This window comes from Geobacillus sp. C56-T3, assembly GCF_000092445.1.
GTDB lineage: Bacteria > Bacillota > Bacilli > Bacillales > Anoxybacillaceae > Geobacillus > Geobacillus thermoleovorans.
This window is the reverse complement of the sequence record NC_014206.1, coordinates 3285903-3310306: the sequence shown is the minus strand read 5'-3', so window position 1 is coordinate 3310306 and position 24404 is coordinate 3285903. Positions and strand designations below refer to the sequence as shown.

Sequence of the window (24404 nt, the reverse complement as noted above, 5' to 3'; positions counted from 1 at the left end):
GTAAACATTGAAAGCCTACGTGCCGATATAAACAGTAGTAACTGAATCGAGCAGAAGGTGAACGGGGATGGAAATTCGCAACGTTTTTACTAGACAATCGATAACGTCGCCAAATCAAACCCTGATGGTGCAAAAGGGCGAAACATACGATGCCGTCATCAAAGAAAGCCGAGACGGCGAGGCAGTCGTCGTGATCAAGGGGACCGACGTGCGGGTGCGAACGGAAGGAGAATGGCCGAAGGAAGGGCGTGTGGCAATCAAGATCGTCAGTGAACAAGATGGAGTTCCTGTGGCGCGAATCGTTCCCCGTCCGCCACAAGAGACGGACAAACAAGCGGTTCATTTTTCTGCTTCTGAACCGTTATTGCCTGAGCTGAGACAGGTCGGGGATTGGCTGCAAAAACATGGACAATCGCTCACAAAAGAGATCGTTTCCACCTTGCGGACGTTTTTCACCGAAGCCCCAGGCACCGTAGAGCAAAAACTCGATACCGTCCGCGCGGTCATCAATAAGCATTTAGAACTGACGAACGTTCATCTTGCGGCCGTCCATGAGGCGCTGCATGGGAAGCCGCTCGGAGAGAGGCTCGTAGATATGGTAGAGGAGCTTAAGGTGAATGAACAAAAGAAATTCCGCGTTTCCATGGAAGGAAAATTGGACGACAGTGCGTCAACTTCTATGTCCCGTGTTGGTTCTCCACAAGAATTCGTTCAACCATTGCTGCAACGATTAACAGCTCTTTTGTCCGAACCGCATCAAAAGGCAAATGGCACAGAGATGATGCAAGCGATCAATTTATTGCGCGACAAGGTTCTTCATGCCATCGAGCAACTGAAAAAAGAGCCGCATCTTGAACAAGCGCTTGACTTGATTCAAAAGGAGATTGGAGAAGGAGTTCAGATTCATCCTGCCTGGAGGCAGGCGTTCAACGAAGCATTGACAGAAGCGCGCCAGTCGATGGAAAGCGGAAGAGAGCTTGCTGCCCGGAAAGCGTTGTTCGATATGTTGAGTGACATGGAACAAACCCTTTCCTCGGGATCATCGGACCATGTTCTGCTTAATGGAACATGGATGCAAGCGAGTGTGCCGATGCAAACGAAAGACTTTCTCGTGCAAACGGTCACAGCCAAAATGGCACAGGCGTCCCGTGACTTTCAGATTGTGAAGCGCAATGTGATGCACCATTTGGAGACGGTGCTGCACTGGGCGGAACAAAGAGGACAAGCCGCCCGCTTGCAGGCAAAACAGTACTTGGAAAGCGCAATTAAGCAGTTGGACAACGTCATTTTAAAAAGTGATTTGATGCTGTTTACGGACATGGCGACGGAAAAGCAGCTGATGAAGGCGAGCTCCCAGCTCGCCGAAGCGAAAAAGCGGCTTCGTCAAGGGGATGAGCAAGGCGCTCGAAAATTGGTCAATGGGGTAAAAGAGACCCTTGCGAATATGGAACTGAAACTTTCCGAAGCAAAAGTGAAGCATTTTGTGGTTGGTTTGGGCGAACCGCAGGAAGATGCGTCCAAAGCATTTCTCCGGCACATAAACGAAGCGACGCAGCCGTTCGTTGACGGCCCATCAGCACGGCAACTGTTTGAAGCATTCCGACGGTTTGGTTTTACCCACGAGTATGAGGCGGCTGAATCGTTCGTGCAAAAAGGTGCGGACGAGGAAGGAACACTGCAAAATATGAAGGCGGCGCTCTTGCAGCTTGTGCAAAGCGAAAATGAACCCATCGCGCGCCAGTCGGTGCAAGCGCTGGCCAATTTGACTGGCCAACAGCTGTTAAACCGCTGGGACGCAGGAGTGGGCATGCAAAGCCTGTTCTTCTCCTTGCCGTTGCGATGGCAAAATGAAGTGCGGAACGTCAACGTCTATGTCAACGCCCGCCAAGATGGCGAGCGAATCGATTGGGAAAACTGTCAGCTGTATTTCTTGCTGGAGACGAAAAAACTGGGAGACCTCGGCATTTTGCTTCAAGCCAATGAGCGAAGCTTGTCCGTCACCCTTCGCAACGACCGCGATGACTTTGCCCAAAAAGCCGCGCCGTTCATCGATATGGCGAAAAAGCGATTGGAGGAGATCGGCTACCACGTCAAAATGGTCAACATCACAAAGCTGACGAATGAAACGAAGCGGCAGGAAGAAGAAAAACGGGTGCCATCCGTTCGCCTGTACGGACCGTTTACGGAAAGAGGGTACGATTTCACGATATGATGGCGCAATATTTCAATCAAAAAAAACGAAAGCAAATGACTGGTCCGACGGCGGCCGTCATCCGGTATGACGAATCGTCGGGCCAGTCGCCGACTGTCGTCGCCCAAGGAAGCGGACATGTGGCGCAGAAAATCATTGAACTGGCGAAACAGCATCACATCCCGATTCAAGAGGATCCATTGCTCGTGCAAAACTTGCTTCAGCTTGATCTTGGCGACCGCATTCCGCCGCAATTGTATGCGGTCATTGCTGAAATACTCATTTTAATTCAGGAACTTGAAAAAAATCACTAAACATGCCTAAAATAACGACCGATATAAAAATGGGGGTAATACATAGTGGATTTTTTTACAGAAGAATGGATTTACCAGAAAAACTCGCAACAGCTGACGGCATTGTTATATGAAGGATTGATGGAATGTTTGGAAGAGGCTTTGACAGCCCTTGAACAAAAAGACTATTGGAAAGCGAACAAACAGCTGCAAAAAGGAAACGACATCCTCCGCCGCCTCGGCGTTGGATTGCGCTATGACGCGGGCATTATCGCCCATCAGTTGGATGCGCTCTACAACTATATGGCTGAGCGCCTCATCGAGGCGAATATGAAAAAAGACGTGAAGATTGTTCAGGAAGTGTGGCAATTAACGACTACGATCGCCACCGCGTGGAACGAGGCGCTGAAGAGCGGCGCCTCCCCCGCGCAAACGGTGCGAAAGCCCAAAACAGCAGCGTATGAGCAGTTCATCGCCTATGAGCAATCTTAAGCAAAGGAGTCGGTTTCGATGCGAATCAACCATAACATTCAGGCGCTCAACGCCTACCGCAACTTGGCAGCCAACCAATCGAACATTTCGAAAAACTTGGAGCGTCTCTCCTCCGGCTTGCGCATCAACCGTGCGGCTGACGACGCGGCGGGGCTTGCCATTTCGGAAAAAATGCGCTCGCAAATTCGCGGCTTGCAAATGGCAGAACGGAACGCGCTCGATGCGATTTCGCTCATTCAAACGGCGGAAGGGGCGTTAAACGAAGTCCACAGCATCCTGCAACGGATGCGCGAGCTGGCTGTGCAGGCGGCGAATGGGACGAACCAAGATACGGATCGCGAAGCGCTTGACAGTGAATTCCAACAATTGAAGGATGAAATTGATCGGATCGGAACGGATACACAATTTAACACTATGAATATTTTAGCCAGCGGCCAAAATATTACGATCCAGCTGGGGCCGAATAATGGGCAGTCGTTGACAATATCGTGGGAAAAGCAAAAAAAAGACTCTCTTGGGGAAGACAAGAAAGACATTAGCTCATTGGATATCAAGCAGGTAGCGAATGCCCAAGCTGCTATTGCAAAATTAGATGAAGCGATTATATCAGTGTCGAAAACGCGATCGAAAATGGGCGCTTACCAAAACCGCCTCGAGCATACCATTAACAACTTAACAACCGCGAACGAAAACTTGACCGCCGCCGAATCCCGCATCCGCGATACGGATATGGCGATGGAGATGGCGGAGTTTACGAAAAACAACATTTTGACGCAAGCGGCGCAGGCGATGCTCGCGCAGTCGAACCAGCTGCCGCAAGGGATTTTGCAGCTTTTGAAAAGCTAATCGGACCGCATCGGGCGGGGCATAAACGCCTCGCCCTTTTGCTATGGTTGTGCGATAATGGGGGTAGCGAGAGGTGATGAAGATGGAAGTACAAAAAGTGACGCGCACAGGGCTGACAAATGTGAGCCGCAAAGACGATGCTCCGATGGAATCGGTGTCGTTCACCGAAGTCATGGCGAAAACGCGCCGCGACGTCGTATGGGAGCGGATCAACGAACAAGTCCGCCAAATTGAGGAGCAAGGGAAAAAGCTTGCCGAGTCGCGGACGGTGGAGGATTTGCGCAAATATAAACAGCTCGTCAAGTCGTTTTTGGACGACGCGGTGAAAAACAGCCTGCAGCTGGAAGAACAGCGCGGCTTCAGCCGCGGCGGGCGGGCGCGCATTTATAAGCTCGTGAAGGAAGTTGATCAAAAGCTTGTGGAACTGACGAACGAAGTGCTGCAAAAAGAACAGCGTGGACTTGAGATTTTGCGGCTCGTCGGCGAGATTCAAGGGCTGATCATCAATATTTACACATGACGGAATCGTTTAAGAGTACAAGATCGATTCCGCAATGTTGCGTTGGTCATCAATATTGACATATTATCGATCTGCTTGCGGCTGTGGAAGATGGTCAACGGCGCCGCATGCAGGGATGCGTCACTGACAGGAGGGTGGTGTTCGCGACGAGTTGGTGACCACCAGGCGGGCGCCATTATTCAAACCTAATAAGTTTTTATACGGCGGCTTCATAGGCAATGATCGGGAGGTATCCACGATGGCGGAACTATCCAATTGTTCGAAGTGCGGGCGGTTGTTTGTCAAATTATCGACCCGTGACGTATGCGAGTCGTGCTATCAAGAAGAAGAGCGGCAATTTGAACGCGTTTATGCCTTTTTGCGCAGACGGGAAAACCGCACGGCGACGATGGCGCAAGTCGTTGAGGCGACAGGGGTGGAGGAGAAGCTGATCATCAAATGGATTCGCGCGGGGCGGCTGCAGCTCGTCCATTTTCCAAATCTCGGCTACCCTTGCGACTCGTGCGGAGCGATGATCCGTGAAGGGCGGCTGTGCGCCAAGTGCCTTGGCCAGCTGCAAGCCGACTTGCGCCGGGCGGAGGGGGAAAAGGAAAAAGAAGCTCGTTCCCGCCATGCCACTTATTACACCCAAGACTATCAAGAACGCTAAACATTTCCGTCAACGTTCCGATATAAACAATAGCCAAATGCAAACAAGCGCCGGTCAAGCGAGGTGAATGTGATGAAAATCCACCATATTGGACCGATGGGCGTCAACCCGTACCAGCGTCAGCTCGCTAAAACGGAGCGGCTGGCGGCAGGGAAGGCGAAGGGCGATCAAGTGGAGATTTCCAAAGAGGCGAAAGAGCTGCAAGAAGCAGCAAGCTGGGAACAGGCGCGGCAGGCGAAGCTGGAGGAGCTGCGCCAACAAATTGAAAACGGCACATACCAAGTCGACCCGCGGGCGGTCGCCAAGCGGATGATCGAGTATTATCGAAACCATCGATAAAGGAAGCGGATCGTGATGACGTTTGCGGCACTCATCCATCTTTTGCGGGCGCACAGTGAGCTTTATGAAAGCTTGCTGGCGCTTTCGCGGCGGAAAACGGAAGCGTTGAAAAAAAACGATATTGAGGCGCTGTCGGCCTTGCTTGCCGATGAACAAAAGCATATTTTCGCCATCCGCCAACTCGAAGAACGGCGGCGGCGCTGGCTGAAAGAGGTGCTCGGCGATGAAACGGCGACCGTCGCCCAATGCGAGGCGATGGCGAAAGGCAAGGAGCGCGAGGAACTGCGTGAATGCCGTGAGCGGCTGAAACAGGCGGTGAACGCGGTGGCGGAAGCAAATGAGTTGAACCGCCAGCTCATTGAGCAGTCGCTCCAGTTTGTCACCGCCATGATCGAGACGTTCACCCCAACGCCGTCCACTTACAGCCGCACGCAAGAATATGCACCGTTGCCCGACTGCCCGTTGTTTGAATCGAAAGCGTAAGGAGGAAGAACGATGCTCTCGACATTCCACGGCCTCGAAGCCGCCCGGCGCGGCATGATGGCGCAACAGGCCGCCTTGTATACGACAAGCCATAACATCGCCAACGCCAACACGGAAGGGTATACACGGCAGCGCGTCCAATTGCGGCCGACGTCGCCGTTTCCGACGCCGGGGCTCAACCGCCCGAACATCCCAGGACAGATGGGGACAGGGGTGGAAGCGTCGTCGGTCGAGCGGGTGCGCGAATATTTCCTCGACATCCAATACCGCGGCGAAAACAGCAAGCTCGGGTACTGGGAAGCGCGCGCGGATGCGGTGTCGAAGATGGAAGACATTATGAATGAGCCGTCCGACAGCGGACTGGCGAAAACGACGGATCAATTTTGGCAGGCGCTTCAAGATTTGAGCACCCACCCGGAGAACGAAGGAGCGCGCTCCGTCGTCCGCCAGCGCGGGTTGGCGGTTGTCGAGACGTTTCACTATTTATCGAATTCACTGACGCAAATCCGCACGGACATCGGCACGCAAATCGGCACGACGGTGACGGAAATCAATTCCCTTCTCAACCAAATCAGCGCATTGAATGAACGGATCGCCGAAATCGAACCGAACGGCTATTTGCCGAACGACTTGTACGACGAGCGCGATCGGTTGGTCGACCAACTGTCGCAATATATGGAGATCGGCGTGGAAAAGCATCCAACTGGCGGAAACGCCTTGCCCATGGCGGAAGGAACGTACGATGTTTACGTGATGAACGGGAGCGCGAAAGTGTATCTCGTTCAAGGCCGAACGGCGTCTGTCGTGTCGTTTTCCGACGGCAGCGACGTCGACGGCGACGGGGTGAAGGAGATGCCTCCCGCTTCAGGCGTCAATACGCTTGATGTCAGCGGGACGACCGTTTCCTTTTCCTCTCTTCCGAACGGCAAATTGCGCGGGCTGATCGAAGGATACGGCTATCAAACCGGAACCGACGCCAGCGGCCAGCCGATCGTCAAAGGGTTGTACCCCGACATGCTTGCCAACTTGGACAAGCTCGCCTATACGTTCGGCACGGTGTTCAACGACGTTCATCAACAAGGCTACGGGCTAAACGGGAGCACGAATCACCCGTTTTTTGACGGGATCAGTGCCGTAAGCGGCGCGGCGAAAACGATCAAACTCGCCGCCGACATCGACGATTTGGCGAACATCGCGGCGTCAACGAAAAGCGGGGAAACAGGGAACGGCAACAACGCCATTAACCTGGCCAACGTTCGCAGCCTGCTTCTGTCCAATGCGACCGTTTCACTGCAAGACGGCATCTCCGTCAACTTGGCGTCCCTGAATTTGCCGCTTTCCTCAGGCACGGTTGAAACGAACTACCAAGGCTGGATCGGCCAGCTTGGCGTCGACGGTGAGCAGGCGAACCGGATGAAAACGAACAGCGAAACGCTACGCCAGTCGGTCGAGGAAAAACGACAGTCGGTCAGCTCCGTGTCACTGGATGAAGAGATGATGAACATGATCAAATACCAGCACGCCTATAACGCCGCGGCAAGGCAAATCACGGTGATTGACGAAATGCTCGATAAACTCATCAACGGCATGGGCGTCGTCGGAAGGTAGGTGAACGGTGATGCGCATTACGCAAAGCATGTTGGCGAACAATACGCTTAAGCAGATTACCCGAAGCTACGCCAATTTGGACAAATATCAAACCCAACTGTCGACGGGGAAAAAAATCACCCGCCCGTCGGACGATCCTGTTGTGGCGATGAAAGGAATCGCCTACCGTTCGAATTTAGCCGAAGTCGAGCAGTTCAAACGCAATTTCTCTGAAGCGTACAACTGGGTGGAAAACTCCGATTCGGCGCTTGACAAGGCGACGCAGGCGCTGCAGCGCATCCGCGAGCTCACCGTGCAGGCGAGCAACGATACATACGAAGAGACGCAGCGCCAAGCGATCGCCAAAGAAGTGCGCCAGTTGACCGAACATTTGGTCACGATCGCCAATACGAAAGTCGGCGACAAATACATCTTTAACGGCGCGAAAACGACCGATCCGCCTGTTACCGTCAATCCGGACGGCACGATTTCCGTGTCGACGAACAGCCAACAGGTGAACATTGAGCTCGCCAAAGGCATTTACATTCCGGTCAACATTCCGCCAAGCACAGCGTTCGGGGCGGGCAGCGGATTGTTTTCGGACTTGCAAAACTTGGCCGCTTCCCTCGAAAATCCGAGTACGACCGGCGATGATGTAACGGGCTATTTAGACAAACTCGACAGCCACTTGACGAATTTGCTCGGCGTCCGCGCCGAACTTGGGGCGCGCATGAACCGAATCGAGCTGATGGAAGACCGCATCGACAGCCAGCAGGTGATCGCGGAAAAAATGTTGTCGGACAACGAAGACGTCGATCTCGAAAAAGTCATCACCGACTTGAAAACGCAAGAAAGCGTCCACCGAGCCGCTTTGGCCGTCGGCGCGCGCGTCATCCAGCCGACATTGGTCGACTTTTTGCGTTAAACTAGCGTAACGCCCGCCGAAAGGAGCGATGGCCATGCGCATTCCGCAGCTCACGATGCAAGCGACATACGCCAAGCTGGCGATTTCGACCGAACCCGCGCGGCTTGAGATCACTCAGCCGCCCGCCGAGATGACGATCGAACAGCCGCCTGCCGAAATGAGCGTTGCTTCCATCCCCGCGCGCTTGACGATCGACCAGACCGAGGCGTGGGCGGCGGTGAACAACAAGCACGTGTTCCAATTGATCGAAGACGAGGCCGCTGACGGGCGGCAAGCGGTGCTTGATTTCATCGAGCGCGCTGCGGTCCAAGGCGATGAACTGATGCGCATCGAACAAGGGGGCGATCCTCTCGTTGAGCAGGCGGAAGCCAACAGCGAAGGCCCCCCGCTTGAGTTCAACATCGCCCTCGTCCCGCCGCCGTTTAGCGTCAAGGTCGACTATGAACCAGGACGGCTGGCGATCGACTGGAACACCCACGCGCCGCGCATTGATGTGAAGGCGCATGCGCCGATCATCCGTTATCAACAAGGAACGGTCAAGATCGCCCTCGCCCAGCGCCCGAGACTGCACATTGACGTCGTCATTTAGGAAACGTAGGAGGAGCAAACATGAACATTGACACGAAATACCACGGAACAGTGGCGGTGAACGAGCAAGACATCATCCACTTCCCCCACGGCCTCCCTGGGTTCGCGGACGAAGAGCGGTTCGTCCTTCTTCCGCTCGCCGACACGCCGTTTGTCATCTTGCAGTCGGTCGACACGTCTGCGCTCGGGTTTGTCTTGATCGAACCGTTTTCGTACTTTCCCGCGTACGAAATCGAGTTGGATGAGGCAACGCTCGAACAGCTCGGCATCGAAAGCGAACGCGACGTTGCCTTATACGTCATCTTGACGGTCGCTGACCCGTTTGACAACACGACCGCGAACTTGCAGGCGCCTGTGGTCATCAACGCCCGAAAACGAATCGGCAAGCAAGTGATCTTAACGAACACCCCGTACAAAACGAAACATCGCCTCTTCCCGGACAAAGTGGCGACGTAAAGGAGGCGGCTTATGCTTGTCCTAACGCGCAAAATCAAAGAAGCGATCCAAATCGGCGATGACATCGAAATCACCGTCCTCGCCATCCAAGGCGACCAAGTGAAGCTCGGCATCAACGCGCCAAAACACATCGACATCCACCGCAAAGAAGTGTACCTCGCCATCCAAGCAGAAAACAACGCCGCCTCCCAAGCGTCCGAAACGTCGCTCGCCGAACTGACCGCCAAGCTGAAACAATGGAAACAACCATAACACCGAAGCGCCCACGCGGCGCTTTTTTCGCCCCGTCGACAAAAAATTTAAATTTCCCTATTAAACTTCCAAAAAACGCGCCGATATAAAAAGTGAGCGCGGCATATGGCGAAAGGCGGCCGACTTTCGCCCCGTGCCGATGACTTCCACAGGGACGTGGAAGAGAATATCCATTCAAGGAGGAAGAAACTATGCGAATCAACCACAACATCGCGGCGTTGAATACGTATCGGCAGTTGACGTTCAACAACACGCAGGCGTCTAAAAACATTGAAAAGCTGTCTTCCGGCCTTCGCATTAACCGCGCGGGTGACGATGCGGCGGGTCTTGCGATCTCTGAAAAAATGAGAGGGCAAATTCGTGGGTTGGAGATGGCTTCGAAAAACTCTCAAGATGCAATCAGCCTCATCCAAACAGCAGAAGGTGCTTTGAACGAGACGCACTCGATTTTGCAGCGGATGCGGGAGCTGGCGGTTCAAGCAGCGAACGATACGAATACTGCTACAGATCGCGTTGAACTTCAAAAAGAAGTTGATCAGCTTGCACAAGAATTATCAAGGATTTCGAGTACTACTGAGTTTAACACGCAAAAACTTCTTAACGGGACGTTTTCTGGCACTTTCCATATTGGTGCGAATGAATCACAAAACATTAAGTTGAATATCAGTGACATGAGTGCATTCGCATTAGGTGTAGCAGGAGATGTGACAACAGTAATTAGTGATGCTGATGGGGATGCTTCATTCACAAAAAACGGAACCCTCCAAGATATAGCTGACGGCACTTATCAGATTCAAACAACCAATACTGGCAGTTATAAAATGGTTGATTCCAATGGCAATACTGTAGCTACAAGCAACGATGGGAAATCATGGACTTCAGCTATTGGAGAGAAAGACGATACATTTACGTTTACTGCTGCTGTTAAGGCTGGGACAGTAACGTTAAGCGGGAATGGAACAAAGGTTTCTGCGACTGGTTCACTAACAAATAATGGTTTGCAAGCTGGGACATATACTTATGTAGCATCTGAAAATGCTCTTAAAGATAGCAATGGGAACGCTGTTGCTTGGACAACAGATAGTGGAGTTACATTTATTGATAAAAATGGGAAAGTTGTTCTAGACACAACGGGAGTAACTGTAGCCGACGGAGATTCATTTACTGTAGGAGGCGTAGATATTACGAGCCAAGCCACTGCGAATAAGGCAGTGACAACTATCAACAGAGCGATTGAAACAGTATCTGCAGAGCGTGCTAAACTTGGCGCTGTCCAAAACCGCCTCGAACACACGATCAACAACTTAGGTACATCGGCGGAAAACTTAACCGCTGCAGAATCCCGCATCCGTGACGTCGACATGGCCAAAGAAATGATGGAATTCACGAAAAACAACATCTTGGCGCAAGCAGCGCAAGCGATGTTGGCTCAATCAAACCAACTGCCGCAAGCGGTGTTGCAGCTGCTTCGGTAGGCTGGTTTGGCGGGCGTCTTAGCTGGAAACGGCTAAGAGGATGACTGGGTGAATTGCTGGGAAACCCTGAGAGCCTTTGGCGCCACAACGGAGCTGGAAACGGCAGACGTGAGGGCGGAAAAAGCCAAAGGATTGGGCAATCAGCAGCCAAGCTCCTGTCCCGAAAGGGTGGAGAAGGTTCAACGACTAGGGCATACCACCTAAGGCGAGTGCTATGGTGATGAAGCCCGTAGGGGAGGCCGATGCCGAACCGAAGCGCCCAGCCCCTAACAGGTCAAGCTGAGGGTGAAGAGGTAGTCTGCACAACGGTCGAAAGACGTTGAGGCATGGCAAGCCAACCAACAACCGCAAGGGGTATTGCAATTGCTTCGTTAATCATAAGACAAGAGACCTTAGGGTGGCCTAGGGTCTCTTGTTTGTTGTCACTCTTTTTGTATTTCACGCCATTTATACACGATAGACCAATAACTTCGGTGCAAGGTATCAGCAATTTCTTGAATCGTCGCGCCTTTTTGCTTCATGTCCTTTAGTTGTTGAATCTCCTTCTTAGAGTATCGCTTTGAACGTTCGTGGCTGCTCGTCCGCAATTCGAAATCTGGGAATATCTTTTGCCATTTTTCCTTTTCTATTTTGAGTCGCTCGTTCCAGTTGGTTTTGTAATACATAGACGGGCAAGTTGAGATTGCTGAGGAGATTATATTAAGAAAATGAAACGTATCCCTCACAGAGGTTGTTCGTAAAATGCAGCCTTGTCCATTTGGATGTTTACTTAAACGGAAGGTGACACCGAAATGAGAAAGAATGTGTTGTTGCAACTTTTTTAATTCTTCGCGAGGATAATTCTGTAGATAAAGGTAAATATGAGGTGTCAGGTAAATTACTTTTTTGCGTTTATTGATATTAGGAGAAATACAGAGCGAGCCATCATCCATATATAAAACAGCAAGGAAATGAGGCAACGTGCAATACGTCAATAAAGGAATCGGGATATGTTTAGAACCATCATCATGGTAAAAGTATGGATATAGCCTTGTAAATAGCGGAAGAGACGATGATCGAACACATTGACTTCGGGGAGTGATGTACAAAAGATTGTCGAAAAATGAAATCTTCCATTTTCGATACTCAGCCTGTTCCATGCCGAAATGTTCCCGGTAACTATGGTTTTTCCGTCGGCTCTTTTTATAAAGCTTTGTAATTTCTCCGTCTCCGATAATGCTAGCAATTAGAACGTTTTGTTGTACAGGGGTTAATTTGGATAAGTCGTCCATGACCGTTTCTCCTTTCTTTTGGGAACGTTTGTTCTGGTTTTATTATAATATATTCTTATATGTTTAGGGAACCTTTCTATATAGACTCCCATGACAAAAAATTTTGTCACCATCAGAAGGATGAAAATGCCTCTATGTTGAATTCTACAACCTTGCACATTTTGGCGTTCGGGTATTTTCAGAATAGCGATTTTAGTTGCTTCGAGATTATACACCACTCCCTAGTCACCTTTCGCCTAAATGAAATTCCCCTTTCCCCCTTCACACTCCCTACGTTTCATCCGATATAAACCATAGAAAGCGTCCAAACCAAAGGAGCGGGATCGTATGACGATTGAACGGGTGTCTTCTTCTTTTCCTTCCTATGAACCGACGCGAAGCGAGCAGGTGCATGCAACCGTCGAACGCGCGGCAGTGCAGCCTCAAGAGGTGGGGGGTTCTGCTTCTTCCCTTTTTCAACCGCTTTCGGAAGAAGCTGTGGAGAAAGTGGTCAACGGCTTGAATGAGCTCGTGCAGCCGAGCCATACATCAATCCGGTTTGAGCTGCATAAAGAGCTGCATGAATATTACGTGCAAGTGGTGGATGAAAAAACGCAGGAAGTGATCCGCGAAATCCCGCCGAAAAAGCTGTTGGATATGTACGCGGCGATGATGGAGTTTGTCGGGCTTTTAGTGGATAAAAAAATTTAACGGTGGTGAGTCGACATGGCGAATACGATGCGCATCAGCGGCCTCGCGAGTGGAATGGACATTGACAAAATCGTGAGCGATTTGATGAAAGCAGAGCGGGCGCCGCTGGATAAATTGAAGCAGAAAAAGCAGCTGCTCGAGTGGCAGCGCGATGACTACCGGTCGATGAACACGCTGCTTCAGGGGCTTGACGACTACTTGTTTTCCAACATCACGCTCCAAAGCAGCATGCTGAAAAAAACCGTCTCGAGCTCGAATGAATCGGTCGTCACAGCGACGGCGGGTTCGAGTGCGGCGAACGTGGCGACGACGATGCAAGTCAATCAAGTGGCCACATCGGCCGTCTGGCTGTCGGATGCAGGGGCGAGAGTGGACAAGGCGAGTTTTTCCATTGCCGCTGATGTGACGCTGACGATCAACGTGACGAATGGGGATGGGACGACGAAGCAGGCGGCGATCACGGTGAAGCAAGGAACGACGCTCGATGGGGTGATCGCCCAACTCAACAGCAACCTAGATCTTGGCGTCAGCGCGTTTTACGACGAGCAGACCGGGCGGGTTTCAATCATGAAAAAAGACACGGGGGCTCAAGCGAGTCTAGTGCTCGCCGATCAGGCGACGGTGGACTTTTTTGCGCAACTAGGGTTTACGAATACTGCAGCGGGGCAGGAGCTGACGGGAAAAACGGCGGGGAAAGATGCGCAAGTGACGATTAATGGTCTAACGACGACCCGCTCGGCGAATACGTTTACGATCAATGGCGTGACGTACACGCTCAAAGGGACGGGCGCGGCGACGGTGTCGGTGGCGACGGATGTAGACGCGATGTTCAATGCGATTAAAGGGTTTGTCGACAAATACAACGACACGATCGACAAAATCAACGCCAAGCTGAAAGAAGAGCGCTATCGCGACTATCCGCCGCTGACGGATGAACAGAAGGAAGCGATGACGGAAAAGCAAATTGAGCTGTGGGAAGAAAAGGCAAAAAGCGGCATGCTTCGCGGCGATTCGATTTTGTCAAGCGCCCTCAGCAAAATGCGCATGAACTTGTACACAAAAGTCGAAGGAGCGAACATCCCGAGCGGATTTTCGCAGCTGGCGCAAATCGGGATTACGACGTCGTCGAATTACCTAGACGGCGGGAAGTTGATCATTGACGAGACGAAGCTGCGGGAGAAAATCAAAGAAAATCCTGATGCCGTGTATCAGCTGTTCAATCAAAACGGCGCGACGGATGCGGAAAAAGGCATCGCCCGCCGCCTGTGCGATACGATTAAGGAAACGATCGGGAAAATCGAACAAAAGGCGGGGAAGACGATTTGGACGAACCAGCAGTTTGCGATCGGGCGCGATTTAATTCAAATCAATGACCAAATTGATCGATTCCAAGACCGCTTGAAACAAATTGAAGACCGCTACTACCGCCAATTCACAGCGATGGAAGAAGCGATTCAGCGCGCCAACCAGCAAAGCATGTACTTGATGAACGCCTTTGGCGGCGGTATGCAGGGATAGGCGGGTGAAGGTTAAGGCGCCATCGTGGTGACAGTGGGTGAAGAGGCAACCCCGCTCACGGATGGCAACGAATGAAGGGCGTTCGGCGCTGTAGGCGGTGAGGAGCGGCGCGGCCCGTTGTGCTGAATCAGATGATGGCTTTGCGATGGGGTGAACATCATAGAAGGGGAGTGACGGAACATGGCCACAAACAATCCGTATCAACACTACCAAGCGAACGCCGTGCAGACGGCGTCTCCCGGTGAACTGACGTTGATGTTGTATAACGGGTGCTTGAAGTTTATCAAGCTCGCGCGCCAGGCGATCGAGAAGGGGGACATTGCGGCGCGCAATGAAAATTTGATTAAGGCGCAAAACATCATTTTGGAACTCATGAAGACATTGAAGATGGAGTATGAAGTCGCGAAATCCATGATGACGATGTATGACTACATCTATCGCCGTCTGATCGAGGCGAATGTGAAAAACGATGCGGCGATTTTGGATGAGGTGGAAGGGTATGTCGTCGAGTTTCGCGATACGTGGAAGCAAGTGATTCAGCTGAACCGGCAGCGCCAATACGCGGAAGGCGGGCGCGCGTAATGAGTGCCGTGCATGACGTGTGGCGGTTGACGAAGGAGCTGCTGGAGGCAACGGCGCTGCCGTGGCCGTCTGAGGATCGGGAAGAGCGGCTTCGGATGGTTGATCGGCTGCTTTTGGAGCGCGAGGAACTGCTTCGGAAGCTGCGTCCGCCGTACAGTGAGGAAGAGCAGCGGCTTGGCCGCGAGATCATCGCTTGGAATGGAGAAATTGAGAAGCGGCTTCACCGCGTGTGTGATGAGATTCGAAGCGATTTGCGGATGGCGGGGGCGAAGCGGCAGGCGAACACCCGCTACGTTCACCCGTATGAGCAGCCGCTTTCGTTTGACGGGATGTTTTACGACAAACGGCGATAGGTGGAATGGGATATGGCGAAATTGACGAGCGACGCGCTGGCGGTCATCCGCCAGTATGCCTCGCTGCTCGAGACGGTCGAGGAAGGGCTCGACTATGTGGAGGCGAGCTTTTCCGATCCGCGGCGGATGCATGCCGATGTGCTGCTTGGGGATATTTTGCTTGCGCTTGGGAAAATCGGCGAGACGAACGTGTATTTATGCCAGCTGTTCGCCGAGGATAACGATTTCGTCCGCCATATCGAGCGGTTTGCCGACGTGTTGGAGGCGGCGGAGGCGCTTGACGGGCAGTTCGCTGATGCGGCGGTGAAAGAGCGGGTTGTGTGCGGGCGGTTGTCCCCGGCGTTTCAGGCGTGGAAGCTGGCCGTAGAGGGCAGCCTGCGGCGGTATGTTGTGCAGTGAGCAGCGGGGACGGCTCCTGCGCTGTCCATGCGGGTGAGCGGAAAAGAGAAAAGAACAGCGGCGTGCTGTTCTTTTTTTGATGAGATTGACCTATGAGACCGCTTATACGGCTTTCACAATCGTGATGTTCATCTCTTTCCGCAAGTCAATCTCATACGGGCTTTTCAGCTCCTCGCCTGCTGGGTTTTTGATGACGCGGACGATGGGGCGGAGCGGGAAGCCCGGAAACACTTGCGAGACGACGCCGACGTGCCCGGTGTTGAGCAAGACGGTCGTGGCGACCGGGTAGATGGCGATGTGAGAGAGAAACAGCTTGATCAGATCATAGTCTAAAATGCCGCCGGCGGCTGATAGGTATTCAGCCGCCTCGTGCGGCGAGTATTGTCTTCGGTGGTAGCGCGCCGATGTCAAGGCGTCAAAAACGTCGGCGATGGCGACGATGCGGGCGTATTCGTGAATTTCATCGCCCGATAAGGCGCGCGGGTAGCCGCTGCCGTCGCACCGCTCATGGTGCTGCAAGGCGCAGTGGGCGGAAAAGAGCGAAATGTTGCGCTGACGCCGCAACAGCTCGAAGCCGAGATACGTATGGCGGCGGACGATTTCCTTTTCCTCTTCCGTCAAGACTCCTTTTTTCCGCCAGAGCCCATCAGGAAGCTGCGTCATGCCGATGTCAAACAACAGCGCGCCGATGCCAAGGTCAAGCAGCTGCTGGGGGCGGTAGCCTTTGGCGATGCCGATGACACCCGCAATGGTGGCGACGTTGACTGAATGGTGGAAAAAGTATCCATTGGAAATGACCAAATCCGACAAGTTGATGAGCAAATCTTCTTGTTTTACTCACATTTCGCACCCTGAATAAAAATTCGAAACAAGCCAGGTTTGACCGAATAAAAATTAATTATTTTACAATTTTTGTATAAAAAATTATTTTTATGCGCATATCCGGGTTGTTTTTTGTATATTATGCAAAGGTTGCGAAATATGAGGTTTTAGCAGATAATCCAAAATGTCTTTGAACACTTTTTCGTACTCTTTTCCTAAATCGAGGGAAGACACACGGCTGAGCAGCTTTTTTTGCTCAATCAAGGCCGTCATCGTCTCGTACACTTTTTTCACCGCCTGCTGGCGCACGGTCGGGCTGATGAGCGGGCGCGGGCGGATGTCATATGTTTGTTTGTCGTCAATATAAATGTATTGAACCCCTTTTTGTGCTAAAGAACGGATGTAGCCGCTTGTCAGCCGCACGCCGCGCGACAAAAGGACGTTGCCGTTGGCGGCGAACAAGTCGACAGCGAGCACGTCACCGCTTTTCGCATGGGAAATATGGACCTTTCGCATCGTTCACACACTCCGTACCTTCCACATCATAAGAAAAAACACCTATGCCTATCTTACCATATTTTCCTATGTTTTTCACAAAATCTTCAAAAATATTTTTGATTGAAACATGGATTGGATGGGTAATAAAAAAGTGTAGGGATTTACAGTTTTAAAGATAAGGAGTGGTCAGCGATGATGTATAACGTTCGCGGGGAAAACATCGAAGTCACGCCAGCGCTGCGCGAGTACGTGGAGAAAAAAATCGGCAAATTGGAGCGCTATTTCGATCGCACCGATGATGTGAATGTCCATGTCAATTTAAAAGTCTATAACGATGGACAAGGGAAAATCGAAGTGACCATTCCGATTCCGCATTTGTTGCTGCGCGCTGAAGAGCGCCATGAAGATATGTATGCGGCCATCGATTTAGTAACCGATAAGCTCGAGCGGCAAATCCGCAAACATAAAACGAAAGTCAATCGGAAGCTGCGCGACCGCGAGAAAGAAGCGAAGCTGGCTGCCCCTGTCTCGATCGGCGCTTCCGCGGCGGAGAATAATGAAGAGGAGTTTGAAATCGTGCGCACGAAACATTTCAGCTTGAAGCCGATGGACAGTGAAGAAGCGATTTTGCAAATGAATTTGTTGGGGCACAACTTCTTCATTTTCACCAATGCGGAAACAAACCGGACGAACATCGTCTACCGCCGCAAAGACGGAAAATACGGATTGATCGAGGCGAATTAAACGGTTGCCTCTTGTGCGCATCCCCTGCTTTTTTTGGCAGGGGATGTTATAATATGCATGAGAAAAATCAAAATGGGGGAGAGCGATGGAGGAATTGTTGCGTCAAATTTTGTCCAAGTTGGACAACATGGAAAAAGGATTTTTGGTGTTCCAAGAAGAAACTCGCCAACGGTTTGAGCAGATGGATGGCCGTTTGACGGAGATGAACGGACGCCTCGTCGGCCTCGAACAGGAAATGGGCGCGGTGAAAGAGCGGTTAGACCGTGTGGAAACGCGGTTGAATGGCGTAGAGACCCGGTTGGACGGCGTGGAAACGCGGTTGAATGGCGTGGAGACCCGATTGGACGGCGTGGAAACGCGGTTGAATGGTGTGGAAACTGAATTGACGGAAGTGAAAGAGACGCTTCATCGGGTCGAAACGCAGCTTGTGGATGATGTGCAAATATTGCTTCGCAAAATTCATGAAAAAGTTGAGGAGAAAAGTTTTGAAATTTATGCGCTGAACCGGCGGCTTCACCATGCGGAAGCGGCGATTGAGCAGCTTCAGTCCAAGGCGTGATTCCCTCTTTTGGACATGCCCCTCTCTAAGCCTGTGCAACAGTTGTCACCTATCCCTGTAAATGATATGATGAATAAGTGAGTCCATGAAAAATAAGGAGCGTTTCCTATGCTTGGAGTCTTAAAAAAAGTATTTGACCCGAACAAGCGTCAGTTGGCAAGGCTTGAGAAAATTGCGGATCAAGTGGATGCGCTCGGTCCGGAGATGGCCCGACTGTCCGATGAACAGCTGCGGCAAAAAACCGAGGAATTCAAAGCCCGCTACCAACAAGGCGAATCGCTCGATGATTTGCTTGTTGAGGCGTTTGCCGTTGTGCGCGAAGGGGCGAAGCGCGTCCTTGGCTTGTACCCATATAAAGTGCAAATTATGGGCGGCGTCGTCTTGCATGAAGGCGACATCGCCGAGATGAAAACTGGGGAAGGGAAAACGTTGACGGCGACGATGCCCGTCTATTTGAATGCCTTGACGGGGCGCGGCGTGCATGTCGTGACGGTCAACGAATACTTGGCGACGCGCGATGCGACGGAAATGGGCAAATTGTATGAGTTTTTAGGCATGACCGTCGGCTTGAACTTAAGCGGCATGTCGCGCGAGGAGAAGCAGGCGGCGTACAACGCCGACATTACGTACGGGACGAACAACGAGTTTGGCTTTGACTATTTGCGCGACAACATGGTGCTCTATAAAGAGCACATTGTGCAGCGGCCGCTCTATTATGCGATCATCGACGAGGTTGACTCGATTTTGATCGATGAAGCGCGGACGCCGCTCATCATTTCCGGCACGGCGCAGAAGTCGACCAAGCTGTATGTGCAGGCGAATGCGTTTGTCCGCACGTTGCGCAAAGATGTTGATTACACATACGATGAAAAAACGAAAAGCGTCCAGCTGACGGAAGAAGGAATCAACAAAGCGGAGCGCGCGTTTGGCATCGACAACTTGTTCGATTTGAAACACGTCACGCTCAACCATCATATTCAGCTGGCGCTAAGGGCGCACGTGACGATGCAGCGCGATGTCGACTATGTCGTGCAAGACGGAAAAGTGATCATCGTCGACCCGTTCACCGGGCGCTTGATGCACGGCCGCCGCTACAGCGACGGGCTTCATCAAGCCATTGAGGCGAAAGAGGGGCTCGAGATTCAAAACGAGTCGATGACCTTAGCCACGATCACGTTCCAAAACTATTTCCGCATGTACGAAAAATTGGCGGGGATGACGGGGACGGCGAAGACGGAAGAGGAAGAGTTCCGCAACATTTACAACATGCGCGTCGTCGTCATTCCGACGAACCGCCCGGTCATCCGCGAAGACCGTCCGGATTTGATTTATCGGACGATGGAAGGGAAATTCCGCGCCGTGGTCGAGGACATCGCCGCCCGCCATGCGAAAGGGCAGCCCGTGCTTGTCGGCACGGTGGCGATCGAAACGTCCGAGATGTTGTCGGAGATGCTGAAAAAACGCGGCATCCCGCACAACGTCTTAAACGCGAAAAACCATGCGAAAGAGGCGGAAATCATCGCTCAAGCCGGGCAAAAAGGCGCGGTGACGATTGCGACGAACATGGCCGGGCGCGGGACGGACATTAAGCTTGGCGAAGGGGTCAAGGAGCTTGGCGGGCTCGCGGTCATCGGCACGGAGCGTCACGAAAGCCGGCGGATCGACAACCAGCTGCGCGGCCGTTCCGGGCGTCAAGGCGATCCTGGGGTGTCGCAGTTTTACTTGTCGCTTGAAGATGAATTGATGCGCCGTTTCGGCTCGGAAAGCTTAATGGCGATGATGGACCGCCTTGGAATGGACGACTCGCAGCCGATCCAAAGCAAAATGGTGACGAAAGCGGTCGAGTCGGCGCAAAAACGGGTCGAAGGCAACAACTTCGACGCCCGCAAACAGCTGCTTCAATATGACGATGTCCTGCGCGAGCAGCGGGAAATCATTTACCGCCAGCGCTATGAAGTGCTCGATTCCGACAACTTGCGCGGCATTATCGAAAAGATGATCCAATCGGTGATCGAGCGCGTCGTCAACGCTCATACGCCGAAAGAAGAGGTTCCGGAAGAATGGAATTTGAAAGGGCTCGTTGAGTATCTCAACGCCCATCTGCTTCCGGAAGGGGATGTAACGGAAGCTGACTTGCGCGGCAAAGAGCCCGAAGAGATGATCGAGCTCATTTGGGCGAAAGTGAAGGCGCGCTATGATGAGAAAGAAGCGCAAATCCCGCCTGAACAGATGCGCGAGTTTGAACGCGTCGTCGTCTTGCGCGCTGTCGATATGAAATGGATGAACCATATCGACGCGATGGAGCAGCTTCGCCAAGGCATCCATTTGCGCGCCTACGGGCAAGTCGACCCGCTGCGCGAATATCAGATGGAAGGCTACGCCATGTTTGAGGAGATGATTGCGGCGATTGAAGAGGAAGTCGCCACCTATATTATGAAGGCGGAAATTCACCATAACCTTGAGCGCCAAGAGGTGGCCAAAGGCGAAGCGGTTCACCCGAAAGAAGACGGCGAAGAACCGAAGAGAAAACCGGTCCGCAAGGCGGTGCGCGTCGGCCGAAACGACCCGTGCCCGTGCGGGAGCGGGAAAAAATATAAACATTGTTGCGGAAGAGTGGTATAACCGTTTATAAATAATAAAGGGAGGCTCGGCCTCCCTTTTGAATGGCAGACATTCATCGTTGGCATACTATATTGATGATGAGGTGAGGACAACATGATCGATTTGGTGGAAATCAAGCAAGAGCTTGAGAAAATGGCTAAGCGATTAGCGGAAATCAGGGGGTCTCTTTGACCTCGAAGCGAAGCAGGCGCGCATTCGCGAATTAGAAGAGCAAATGGCCGCGCCAAACTTTTGGGATGATCAAAAGGCGGCGCAGGCGGTCATTTCCGAAGTGAATGCGCTCAAAGATCTCGTCGAGGAATTTTCCTCGCTTGAAGAACGGTTTGACAACTTGGAAGTGACGTACGAATTGCTCAAGGAAGAGCCGGATGACGAGCTCCAAGCTGAGCTCGTCGAGGAAGCGAAAAAGCTGATGAAAGACTTCAGCGAGTTCGAGCTGCAGCTGCTGCTCAACGAGCCGTACGACCAAAACAACGCCATTTTGGAGCTCCACCCGGGCGCGGGCGGCACGGAATCGCAAGACTGGGCGTCGATGCTGTTGCGCATGTACACGCGCTGGGCGGAGAAAAAAGGGTTTAAAGTCGAGACGCTCGATTACCTCCCGGGCGAGGAAGCCGGGATTAAAAGCGTCACGCTGCTCATTAAAGGGCACAACGCCTACGGCTACTTAAAAGCGGAAAAAGGGGTGCATCGGCTGGTTCGCATCTCGCCGTTTGACGCCTCAGGCCGCCGCCATACGTCGTTCGTGTCGTGCGAGGTTGTGCCGGAATTGGATGATAACATTGAAATTGAGATCCGGCCGGAAGAGCTGAAAATCGACACGTACCGCTCAAGCGGCGCGGGCGGGCAGCACGTCAACACGACCGACTCGGCCGTGCGCATCACCCACTTGCCGACCGGGATCGTCGTCACGTGCCAATCGGAGCGGTCGCAAATCAAAAACCGCGAAAAAGCGATGAATATGTTGAAGGCGAAATTGTACCAAAAGAAACTCGAGGAGCAACAAGCCGAACTCGCTGAGCTGCGCGGCGAGCAAAAAGAAATCGGCTGGGGCAACCAAATTCGTTCGTACGTCTTCCATCCGTATTCGCTTGTCAAAGACCATCGGACGAACGTCGAGGTCGGCAATGTGCAAGCGGTGATGGATGGGGAAATAGATGTGTTTATTGACGCGTATTTGCGTGCGAAGTTGAAGTAAAGGGCGATCATCGGATCGTCCTTTTTTTCGCTTCAAAATCGTGTTTTGGCCTTTTGACGCATCTATGCTTTCGTGATACGCTGAAGGTAATGATAAGGAAAAAGGAGGGCGATGGCTTTGGCTGTGCGCAAACAATTGCTTTACGAACTGATTGACCGGTTGGATGAAACGGATCATCAAACAGCGTACGATTTTTTGATGTACTTGCTTGATCGGTCCAGAAAGGAACGAATGGTATGGGAGCGGATTGACGAAACAGATGAAGAAGAAGCGTTGACGGAAGAAGAGCGCCAGCAGCTGCAAAGCGATGAAGGATATATCACCGGGGGAGAAGCCAAGCGTGAATTCGGGCTACAAGTTGATTTACCGTAAGGCTGCAGTCAAATTCATCGCTAGGCAAGAAAAAGAGGTTCAAGAACGGTTGGCCTCTGGGTTGCAAGGTCTGCTTGCGATCCCGCCGCAGGGGGATATAAAAAAGTTGAAGGGGCAGGATGGATTATATCGGCTGCGGGTCGGAACATATCGTGTTTTGTTTCGCATCGATCATGATGAACGAATCATCTATATTGAGGCGATCGGCAACCGCGGGGATGTGTATTGAGGCTTGTATTTTTTGGCTAGGGCGATCATCGGATCGTCCTTTTTTCCTTTAGCATAGCAGACCATTATCGCGTTAATCGGCTGTCATTTACTTGCCAAAACGGGCATGCTATACTCACAGAGGAAGGTGGGGAAGCATGCGGAAGCGAAGAGAGAAGACCATGCCTCCGGCGGTGGAGGCGGCTTTGGAGTATGCGTATGTTCTGATCGGCGCGGCGATCGTCGCTGTGGCGTTTAACGTGTTTTTGCTGCCGAACCGGATCGCCTCGGGCGGAGTTAGCGGCATCAGCACGATTATGCACGCGTTGTTTGGCATTCAGCCTGCCTACGTCCAATGGGCGCTCAACATTCCGCTCTTTATCGCTGGCGTTGTGCTTTTGGGCCGGCAGTTTGGCGTGAAAACGTTTGTCGGGACGGTGTTTTTGCCGCTTGTCGTCTATTTGACGAAAGAGATGGAGCCGGCGACGACGAATCCGCTTCTTGGCGCGATCTTTGGCGGCATCGGCGTCGGGCTTGGCCTCGGCGTTGTCTTCCGCGGCCGGGCGTCGACCGGCGGCACCGATTTGGCAGCGCAAATCATCCATAAATATACCGGGCTGTCGCTTGGCATGTGCGTCATTTTGATCGATGGCTTGATCGTGTTGACCGCGGCGTTTGTGTTTGATATTGAACGGGCGCTCTATGCGTTGATCGCGTTGTATGTGACGAGCAAAACGATCGACCTCGTCCAAGTCGGGCTTGGGTATTCGAAAATCGCTCTTATTATTACGAATGAAGAAGAAAAAGTGCGCCGCGCCATTTTGCACGAAATCGACCGCGGAGTGACGCGCTTGCCCGCGTATGGCGGTTACACGGAACATGAGCGGCCGGTGTTGATGTGCGTCGTCGCGCAATCGGAGTTCACGAAATTGAAACAATTGGTCCGAACCATTGATCCGACAGCGTTTGTCATCGTTGCGAACGCCGCTGAGGTGCTCGGCGAAGGATTTCAACGTACGTAAAACGGAAGAAATCGGTTATAATAAATGAGAACGAAATTTTTGTTTTCAGGGGGAGTTCGCCATGAAATGGAAATTGGCTGCGATGTTCCTTGGCGTTTCGCTCGCGCTTGCCGCGTGCGGCGGTGGCGGGGACAATGCCGGGGAGAAAAACGGCGGCAGCAACGGCGGAGGGGATACAGCAGCGGCTGCCGAGCAAATTTTTAAACAAAACTGTGCGTCCTGTCATGGACAAGACCTGTCGGGCGGGGTCGGCCCGAACTTGCAAAAGGTTGGAAGCAAGTATTCCAAAGATGAAATTAAAAACATTATCGCCAACGGCCGCGGCGCGATGCCGGCAGGAATCATTAAAGGGGAAGACGCCGACAAAGTGGCGGAATGGCTGGCTGCGAAAAAATAATGGACGGATGTTTCTGACTCTTTGAAAGGAAAAGATCGTTTCATTCAAGGAAGG

Annotated in this window: 29 protein-coding genes and 1 pseudogene; 27 read left to right on the top strand and 3 right to left on the bottom strand. The window is 52.2% G+C overall.

Going from position 1 to position 24404, the window contains the following annotated elements; translation table 11 throughout:
- The first annotated feature begins 67 nt into the window (after nucleotides 1-67).
- The 14 genes from GC56T3_RS16465 (at nucleotide 68) to GC56T3_RS16400 (ending at nucleotide 11096) form a co-directional block, all read left to right on the top strand.
- Entirely contained in the window at nucleotides 68-2212 is a 2145-nt protein-coding gene (locus GC56T3_RS16465; RefSeq protein WP_013146439.1) for a hypothetical protein, read from the top strand.
- Nucleotides 2209-2505 (top strand): EscU/YscU/HrcU family type III secretion system export apparatus switch protein, encoded by a 297-nt coding sequence (locus GC56T3_RS16460; RefSeq protein WP_013146438.1) that lies wholly within the window; start codon nucleotides 2209-2211, stop codon nucleotides 2503-2505. The genes GC56T3_RS16465 and GC56T3_RS16460 overlap by 4 nt, the downstream gene beginning before the upstream one ends.
- A 45-nt stretch (nucleotides 2506-2550) precedes the next feature.
- Nucleotides 2551-2976 carry a flagellar export chaperone FliS gene (gene fliS, locus GC56T3_RS16455; protein WP_013146437.1) on the top strand — a complete coding sequence of 142 codons (426 nt, stop codon included), beginning with the start codon at nucleotides 2551-2553 and terminating at the stop codon, nucleotides 2974-2976.
- A gap of 18 nt (nucleotides 2977-2994) precedes the next feature.
- Nucleotides 2995-3822, top strand: a complete 828-nt coding sequence (locus tag GC56T3_RS16450) for a flagellin (RefSeq protein WP_013146436.1) — start codon at nucleotides 2995-2997, stop codon at nucleotides 3820-3822.
- Nucleotides 3823-3904: 82 nt separating this feature from the next.
- Nucleotides 3905-4342 carry a YaaR family protein gene (locus GC56T3_RS16445; RefSeq protein WP_013146435.1) on the top strand — a complete coding sequence of 146 codons (438 nt, stop codon included), beginning with the start codon at nucleotides 3905-3907 and terminating at the stop codon, nucleotides 4340-4342.
- A gap of 238 nt (nucleotides 4343-4580) precedes the next feature.
- Nucleotides 4581-4991 (top strand): TIGR03826 family flagellar region protein, encoded by a 411-nt coding sequence (locus tag GC56T3_RS16440; RefSeq protein ID WP_013146434.1) that lies wholly within the window; start codon nucleotides 4581-4583, stop codon nucleotides 4989-4991.
- A 72-nt stretch (nucleotides 4992-5063) separates the two neighbouring features.
- The gene (gene flgM / locus GC56T3_RS16435) at nucleotides 5064-5330 is read left to right on the top strand and encodes a flagellar biosynthesis anti-sigma factor FlgM (RefSeq protein WP_013146433.1); all 267 of its coding nucleotides are present in this window, start codon (nucleotides 5064-5066) and stop codon (nucleotides 5328-5330) included.
- A 15-nt stretch (nucleotides 5331-5345) separates the two neighbouring features.
- The gene (locus GC56T3_RS16430; protein WP_041468579.1) at nucleotides 5346-5813 is read left to right on the top strand and encodes a flagellar protein FlgN; all 468 of its coding nucleotides are present in this window, start codon (nucleotides 5346-5348) and stop codon (nucleotides 5811-5813) included.
- 12 nt (nucleotides 5814-5825) lie between these two features.
- Nucleotides 5826-7421, top strand: a complete 1596-nt coding sequence (flgK, locus tag GC56T3_RS16425) for a flagellar hook-associated protein FlgK (RefSeq protein ID WP_013146431.1) — start codon at nucleotides 5826-5828, stop codon at nucleotides 7419-7421.
- 10 nt (nucleotides 7422-7431) lie between these two features.
- Entirely contained in the window at nucleotides 7432-8325 is an 894-nt protein-coding gene (gene flgL, locus GC56T3_RS16420; protein WP_013146430.1) for a flagellar hook-associated protein FlgL, read from the top strand.
- Between the two features lie 34 nt (nucleotides 8326-8359).
- Nucleotides 8360-8914 (top strand): DUF6470 family protein, encoded by a 555-nt coding sequence (locus tag GC56T3_RS16415; protein WP_013146429.1) that lies wholly within the window; start codon nucleotides 8360-8362, stop codon nucleotides 8912-8914.
- A gap of 20 nt (nucleotides 8915-8934) precedes the next feature.
- On the top strand, nucleotides 8935-9369 hold the full coding sequence (fliW, locus tag GC56T3_RS16410; protein ID WP_013146428.1) for a flagellar assembly protein FliW: 435 nt from the start codon (nucleotides 8935-8937) through the stop codon (nucleotides 9367-9369).
- A 12-nt stretch (nucleotides 9370-9381) separates the two neighbouring features.
- Nucleotides 9382-9621: a carbon storage regulator CsrA gene (csrA, locus tag GC56T3_RS16405; protein WP_013146427.1), complete on the top strand. Its 240-nt coding sequence runs from the start codon at nucleotides 9382-9384 to the stop codon at nucleotides 9619-9621.
- Between the two features lie 191 nt (nucleotides 9622-9812).
- Nucleotides 9813-11096 carry a flagellin gene (locus tag GC56T3_RS16400; RefSeq protein ID WP_013146426.1) on the top strand — a complete coding sequence of 428 codons (1284 nt, stop codon included), beginning with the start codon at nucleotides 9813-9815 and terminating at the stop codon, nucleotides 11094-11096.
- A gap of 422 nt (nucleotides 11097-11518) precedes the next feature.
- On the opposite strand, the gene GC56T3_RS16395 is transcribed toward GC56T3_RS16400, so the two are convergent.
- Entirely contained in the window at nucleotides 11519-12367 is an 849-nt protein-coding gene (locus GC56T3_RS16395; protein ID WP_013146425.1) for a DNA endonuclease, read from the bottom strand.
- Nucleotides 12368-12694: 327 nt separating this feature from the next.
- On the opposite strand from GC56T3_RS16395, the gene flaG reads away from it, so the two are divergent.
- The 5 genes from flaG to GC56T3_RS16365 all read left to right on the top strand — a co-directional run bounded on the left by flaG (nucleotide 12695) and on the right by GC56T3_RS16365 (nucleotide 15909).
- Nucleotides 12695-13057, top strand: coding sequence for a flagellar protein FlaG (flaG, locus tag GC56T3_RS16385; protein WP_013146424.1), 363 nt, complete (start codon nucleotides 12695-12697; stop codon nucleotides 13055-13057).
- Nucleotides 13058-13072: 15 nt separating this feature from the next.
- A complete protein-coding gene (locus tag GC56T3_RS16380) occupies nucleotides 13073-14575 on the top strand; it encodes a flagellar hook-associated protein 2 (protein WP_013146423.1) in 1503 nt (500 codons plus the stop codon).
- Nucleotides 14576-14755: 180 nt separating this feature from the next.
- Complete coding sequence (gene fliS, locus GC56T3_RS16375) at nucleotides 14756-15157, top strand: flagellar export chaperone FliS (RefSeq protein ID WP_013146422.1); 402 nt, start codon at nucleotides 14756-14758, stop codon at nucleotides 15155-15157.
- Nucleotides 15157-15510: a flagellar protein FliT gene (locus GC56T3_RS16370; RefSeq protein WP_013146421.1), complete on the top strand. Its 354-nt coding sequence runs from the start codon at nucleotides 15157-15159 to the stop codon at nucleotides 15508-15510. Before fliS (GC56T3_RS16375) ends, GC56T3_RS16370 begins: the two co-directional genes overlap by 1 nt.
- A 12-nt stretch (nucleotides 15511-15522) precedes the next feature.
- Nucleotides 15523-15909, top strand: a complete 387-nt coding sequence (locus GC56T3_RS16365) for a hypothetical protein (protein ID WP_013146420.1) — start codon at nucleotides 15523-15525, stop codon at nucleotides 15907-15909.
- Between the two features lie 102 nt (nucleotides 15910-16011).
- Here the strand turns inward: GC56T3_RS16365 and GC56T3_RS16360 are convergent.
- Together GC56T3_RS16360 and GC56T3_RS16355 are read right to left on the bottom strand one after the other, a co-directional pair.
- Nucleotides 16012-16743: pseudogene (locus GC56T3_RS16360) on the bottom strand (HD-GYP domain-containing protein); the annotation flags it as partial.
- 96 nt (nucleotides 16744-16839) lie between these two features.
- Nucleotides 16840-17247, bottom strand: a complete 408-nt coding sequence (locus GC56T3_RS16355; RefSeq protein ID WP_041468575.1) for a hypothetical protein — start codon at nucleotides 17245-17247, stop codon at nucleotides 16840-16842.
- A 174-nt stretch (nucleotides 17248-17421) separates the two neighbouring features.
- Here GC56T3_RS16355 and hpf point away from each other — a divergent pair, with 174 nt between their 5' ends.
- The 8 genes from hpf (at nucleotide 17422) to cccB (ending at nucleotide 24350) form a co-directional block, all read left to right on the top strand.
- The gene (gene hpf, locus GC56T3_RS16350) at nucleotides 17422-17973 is read left to right on the top strand and encodes a ribosome hibernation-promoting factor, HPF/YfiA family (RefSeq protein WP_013146419.1); all 552 of its coding nucleotides are present in this window, start codon (nucleotides 17422-17424) and stop codon (nucleotides 17971-17973) included.
- Between the two features lie 85 nt (nucleotides 17974-18058).
- Nucleotides 18059-18532 (top strand): hypothetical protein, encoded by a 474-nt coding sequence (locus GC56T3_RS16345; RefSeq protein WP_041468573.1) that lies wholly within the window; start codon nucleotides 18059-18061, stop codon nucleotides 18530-18532.
- 108 nt (nucleotides 18533-18640) lie between these two features.
- Nucleotides 18641-21154 carry a preprotein translocase subunit SecA gene (gene secA / locus GC56T3_RS16340; RefSeq protein ID WP_013146417.1) on the top strand — a complete coding sequence of 838 codons (2514 nt, stop codon included), beginning with the start codon at nucleotides 18641-18643 and terminating at the stop codon, nucleotides 21152-21154.
- A gap of 93 nt (nucleotides 21155-21247) precedes the next feature.
- Nucleotides 21248-22352, top strand: a protein-coding gene (gene prfB, locus GC56T3_RS16335) for a peptide chain release factor 2 (protein WP_013146416.1) whose coding sequence is annotated in 2 segments (ribosomal slippage) — nucleotides 21248-21322 and nucleotides 21324-22352 — 1104 coding nt in all. Because the reading frame shifts where the segments join, the coding sequence is not laid out codon by codon here.
- Nucleotides 22353-22463: 111 nt separating this feature from the next.
- On the top strand, nucleotides 22464-22724 hold the full coding sequence (locus GC56T3_RS16330) for a hypothetical protein (protein WP_011232575.1): 261 nt from the start codon (nucleotides 22464-22466) through the stop codon (nucleotides 22722-22724).
- Complete coding sequence (locus GC56T3_RS16325; RefSeq protein ID WP_013146414.1) at nucleotides 22693-22953, top strand: type II toxin-antitoxin system RelE/ParE family toxin; 261 nt, start codon at nucleotides 22693-22695, stop codon at nucleotides 22951-22953. Before GC56T3_RS16330 ends, GC56T3_RS16325 begins: the two co-directional genes overlap by 32 nt.
- A gap of 136 nt (nucleotides 22954-23089) precedes the next feature.
- Entirely contained in the window at nucleotides 23090-23953 is an 864-nt protein-coding gene (locus GC56T3_RS16320) for a YitT family protein (protein ID WP_013146413.1), read from the top strand.
- A 61-nt stretch (nucleotides 23954-24014) separates the two neighbouring features.
- Nucleotides 24015-24350, top strand: a complete 336-nt coding sequence (gene cccB, locus GC56T3_RS16315) for a cytochrome c551 (protein ID WP_013146412.1) — start codon at nucleotides 24015-24017, stop codon at nucleotides 24348-24350.
- Nucleotides 24351-24404: the final 54 nt, after the last annotated feature.

Coding starts and splice junctions, on each gene's coding strand:
- GC56T3_RS16465 (WP_013146439.1), top strand. CDS start 68: ATGGAAATTCGCAACGTTTTTACTAGACAATCGATAACGTCGCCAAAT.
- GC56T3_RS16460 (WP_013146438.1), top strand. CDS start 2,209: ATGATGGCGCAATATTTCAATCAAAAAAAACGAAAGCAAATGACTGGT.
- GC56T3_RS16450 (WP_013146436.1), top strand. CDS start 2,995: ATGCGAATCAACCATAACATTCAGGCGCTCAACGCCTACCGCAACTTG.
- GC56T3_RS16445 (WP_013146435.1), top strand. CDS start 3,905: ATGGAAGTACAAAAAGTGACGCGCACAGGGCTGACAAATGTGAGCCGC.
- GC56T3_RS16440 (WP_013146434.1), top strand. CDS start 4,581: ATGGCGGAACTATCCAATTGTTCGAAGTGCGGGCGGTTGTTTGTCAAA.
- flgM (WP_013146433.1), top strand. CDS start 5,064: ATGAAAATCCACCATATTGGACCGATGGGCGTCAACCCGTACCAGCGT.
- GC56T3_RS16430 (WP_041468579.1), top strand. CDS start 5,346: ATGACGTTTGCGGCACTCATCCATCTTTTGCGGGCGCACAGTGAGCTT.
- flgK (WP_013146431.1), top strand. CDS start 5,826: ATGCTCTCGACATTCCACGGCCTCGAAGCCGCCCGGCGCGGCATGATG.
- flgL (WP_013146430.1), top strand. CDS start 7,432: ATGCGCATTACGCAAAGCATGTTGGCGAACAATACGCTTAAGCAGATT.
- GC56T3_RS16415 (WP_013146429.1), top strand. CDS start 8,360: ATGCGCATTCCGCAGCTCACGATGCAAGCGACATACGCCAAGCTGGCG.
- fliW (WP_013146428.1), top strand. CDS start 8,935: ATGAACATTGACACGAAATACCACGGAACAGTGGCGGTGAACGAGCAA.
- csrA (WP_013146427.1), top strand. CDS start 9,382: ATGCTTGTCCTAACGCGCAAAATCAAAGAAGCGATCCAAATCGGCGAT.
- GC56T3_RS16400 (WP_013146426.1), top strand. CDS start 9,813: ATGCGAATCAACCACAACATCGCGGCGTTGAATACGTATCGGCAGTTG.
- GC56T3_RS16395 (WP_013146425.1), bottom strand. CDS start 12,367: ATGGACGACTTATCCAAATTAACCCCTGTACAACAAAACGTTCTAATT.
- flaG (WP_013146424.1), top strand. CDS start 12,695: ATGACGATTGAACGGGTGTCTTCTTCTTTTCCTTCCTATGAACCGACG.
- GC56T3_RS16380 (WP_013146423.1), top strand. CDS start 13,073: ATGGCGAATACGATGCGCATCAGCGGCCTCGCGAGTGGAATGGACATT.
- fliS (WP_013146422.1), top strand. CDS start 14,756: ATGGCCACAAACAATCCGTATCAACACTACCAAGCGAACGCCGTGCAG.
- GC56T3_RS16370 (WP_013146421.1), top strand. CDS start 15,157: ATGAGTGCCGTGCATGACGTGTGGCGGTTGACGAAGGAGCTGCTGGAG.
- GC56T3_RS16365 (WP_013146420.1), top strand. CDS start 15,523: ATGGCGAAATTGACGAGCGACGCGCTGGCGGTCATCCGCCAGTATGCC.
- GC56T3_RS16355 (WP_041468575.1), bottom strand. CDS start 17,247: ATGCGAAAGGTCCATATTTCCCATGCGAAAAGCGGTGACGTGCTCGCT.
- hpf (WP_013146419.1), top strand. CDS start 17,422: ATGATGTATAACGTTCGCGGGGAAAACATCGAAGTCACGCCAGCGCTG.
- GC56T3_RS16345 (WP_041468573.1), top strand. CDS start 18,059: ATGGAGGAATTGTTGCGTCAAATTTTGTCCAAGTTGGACAACATGGAA.
- secA (WP_013146417.1), top strand. CDS start 18,641: ATGCTTGGAGTCTTAAAAAAAGTATTTGACCCGAACAAGCGTCAGTTG.
- GC56T3_RS16330 (WP_011232575.1), top strand. CDS start 22,464: ATGGCTTTGGCTGTGCGCAAACAATTGCTTTACGAACTGATTGACCGG.
- GC56T3_RS16320 (WP_013146413.1), top strand. CDS start 23,090: ATGCGGAAGCGAAGAGAGAAGACCATGCCTCCGGCGGTGGAGGCGGCT.
- cccB (WP_013146412.1), top strand. CDS start 24,015: ATGAAATGGAAATTGGCTGCGATGTTCCTTGGCGTTTCGCTCGCGCTT.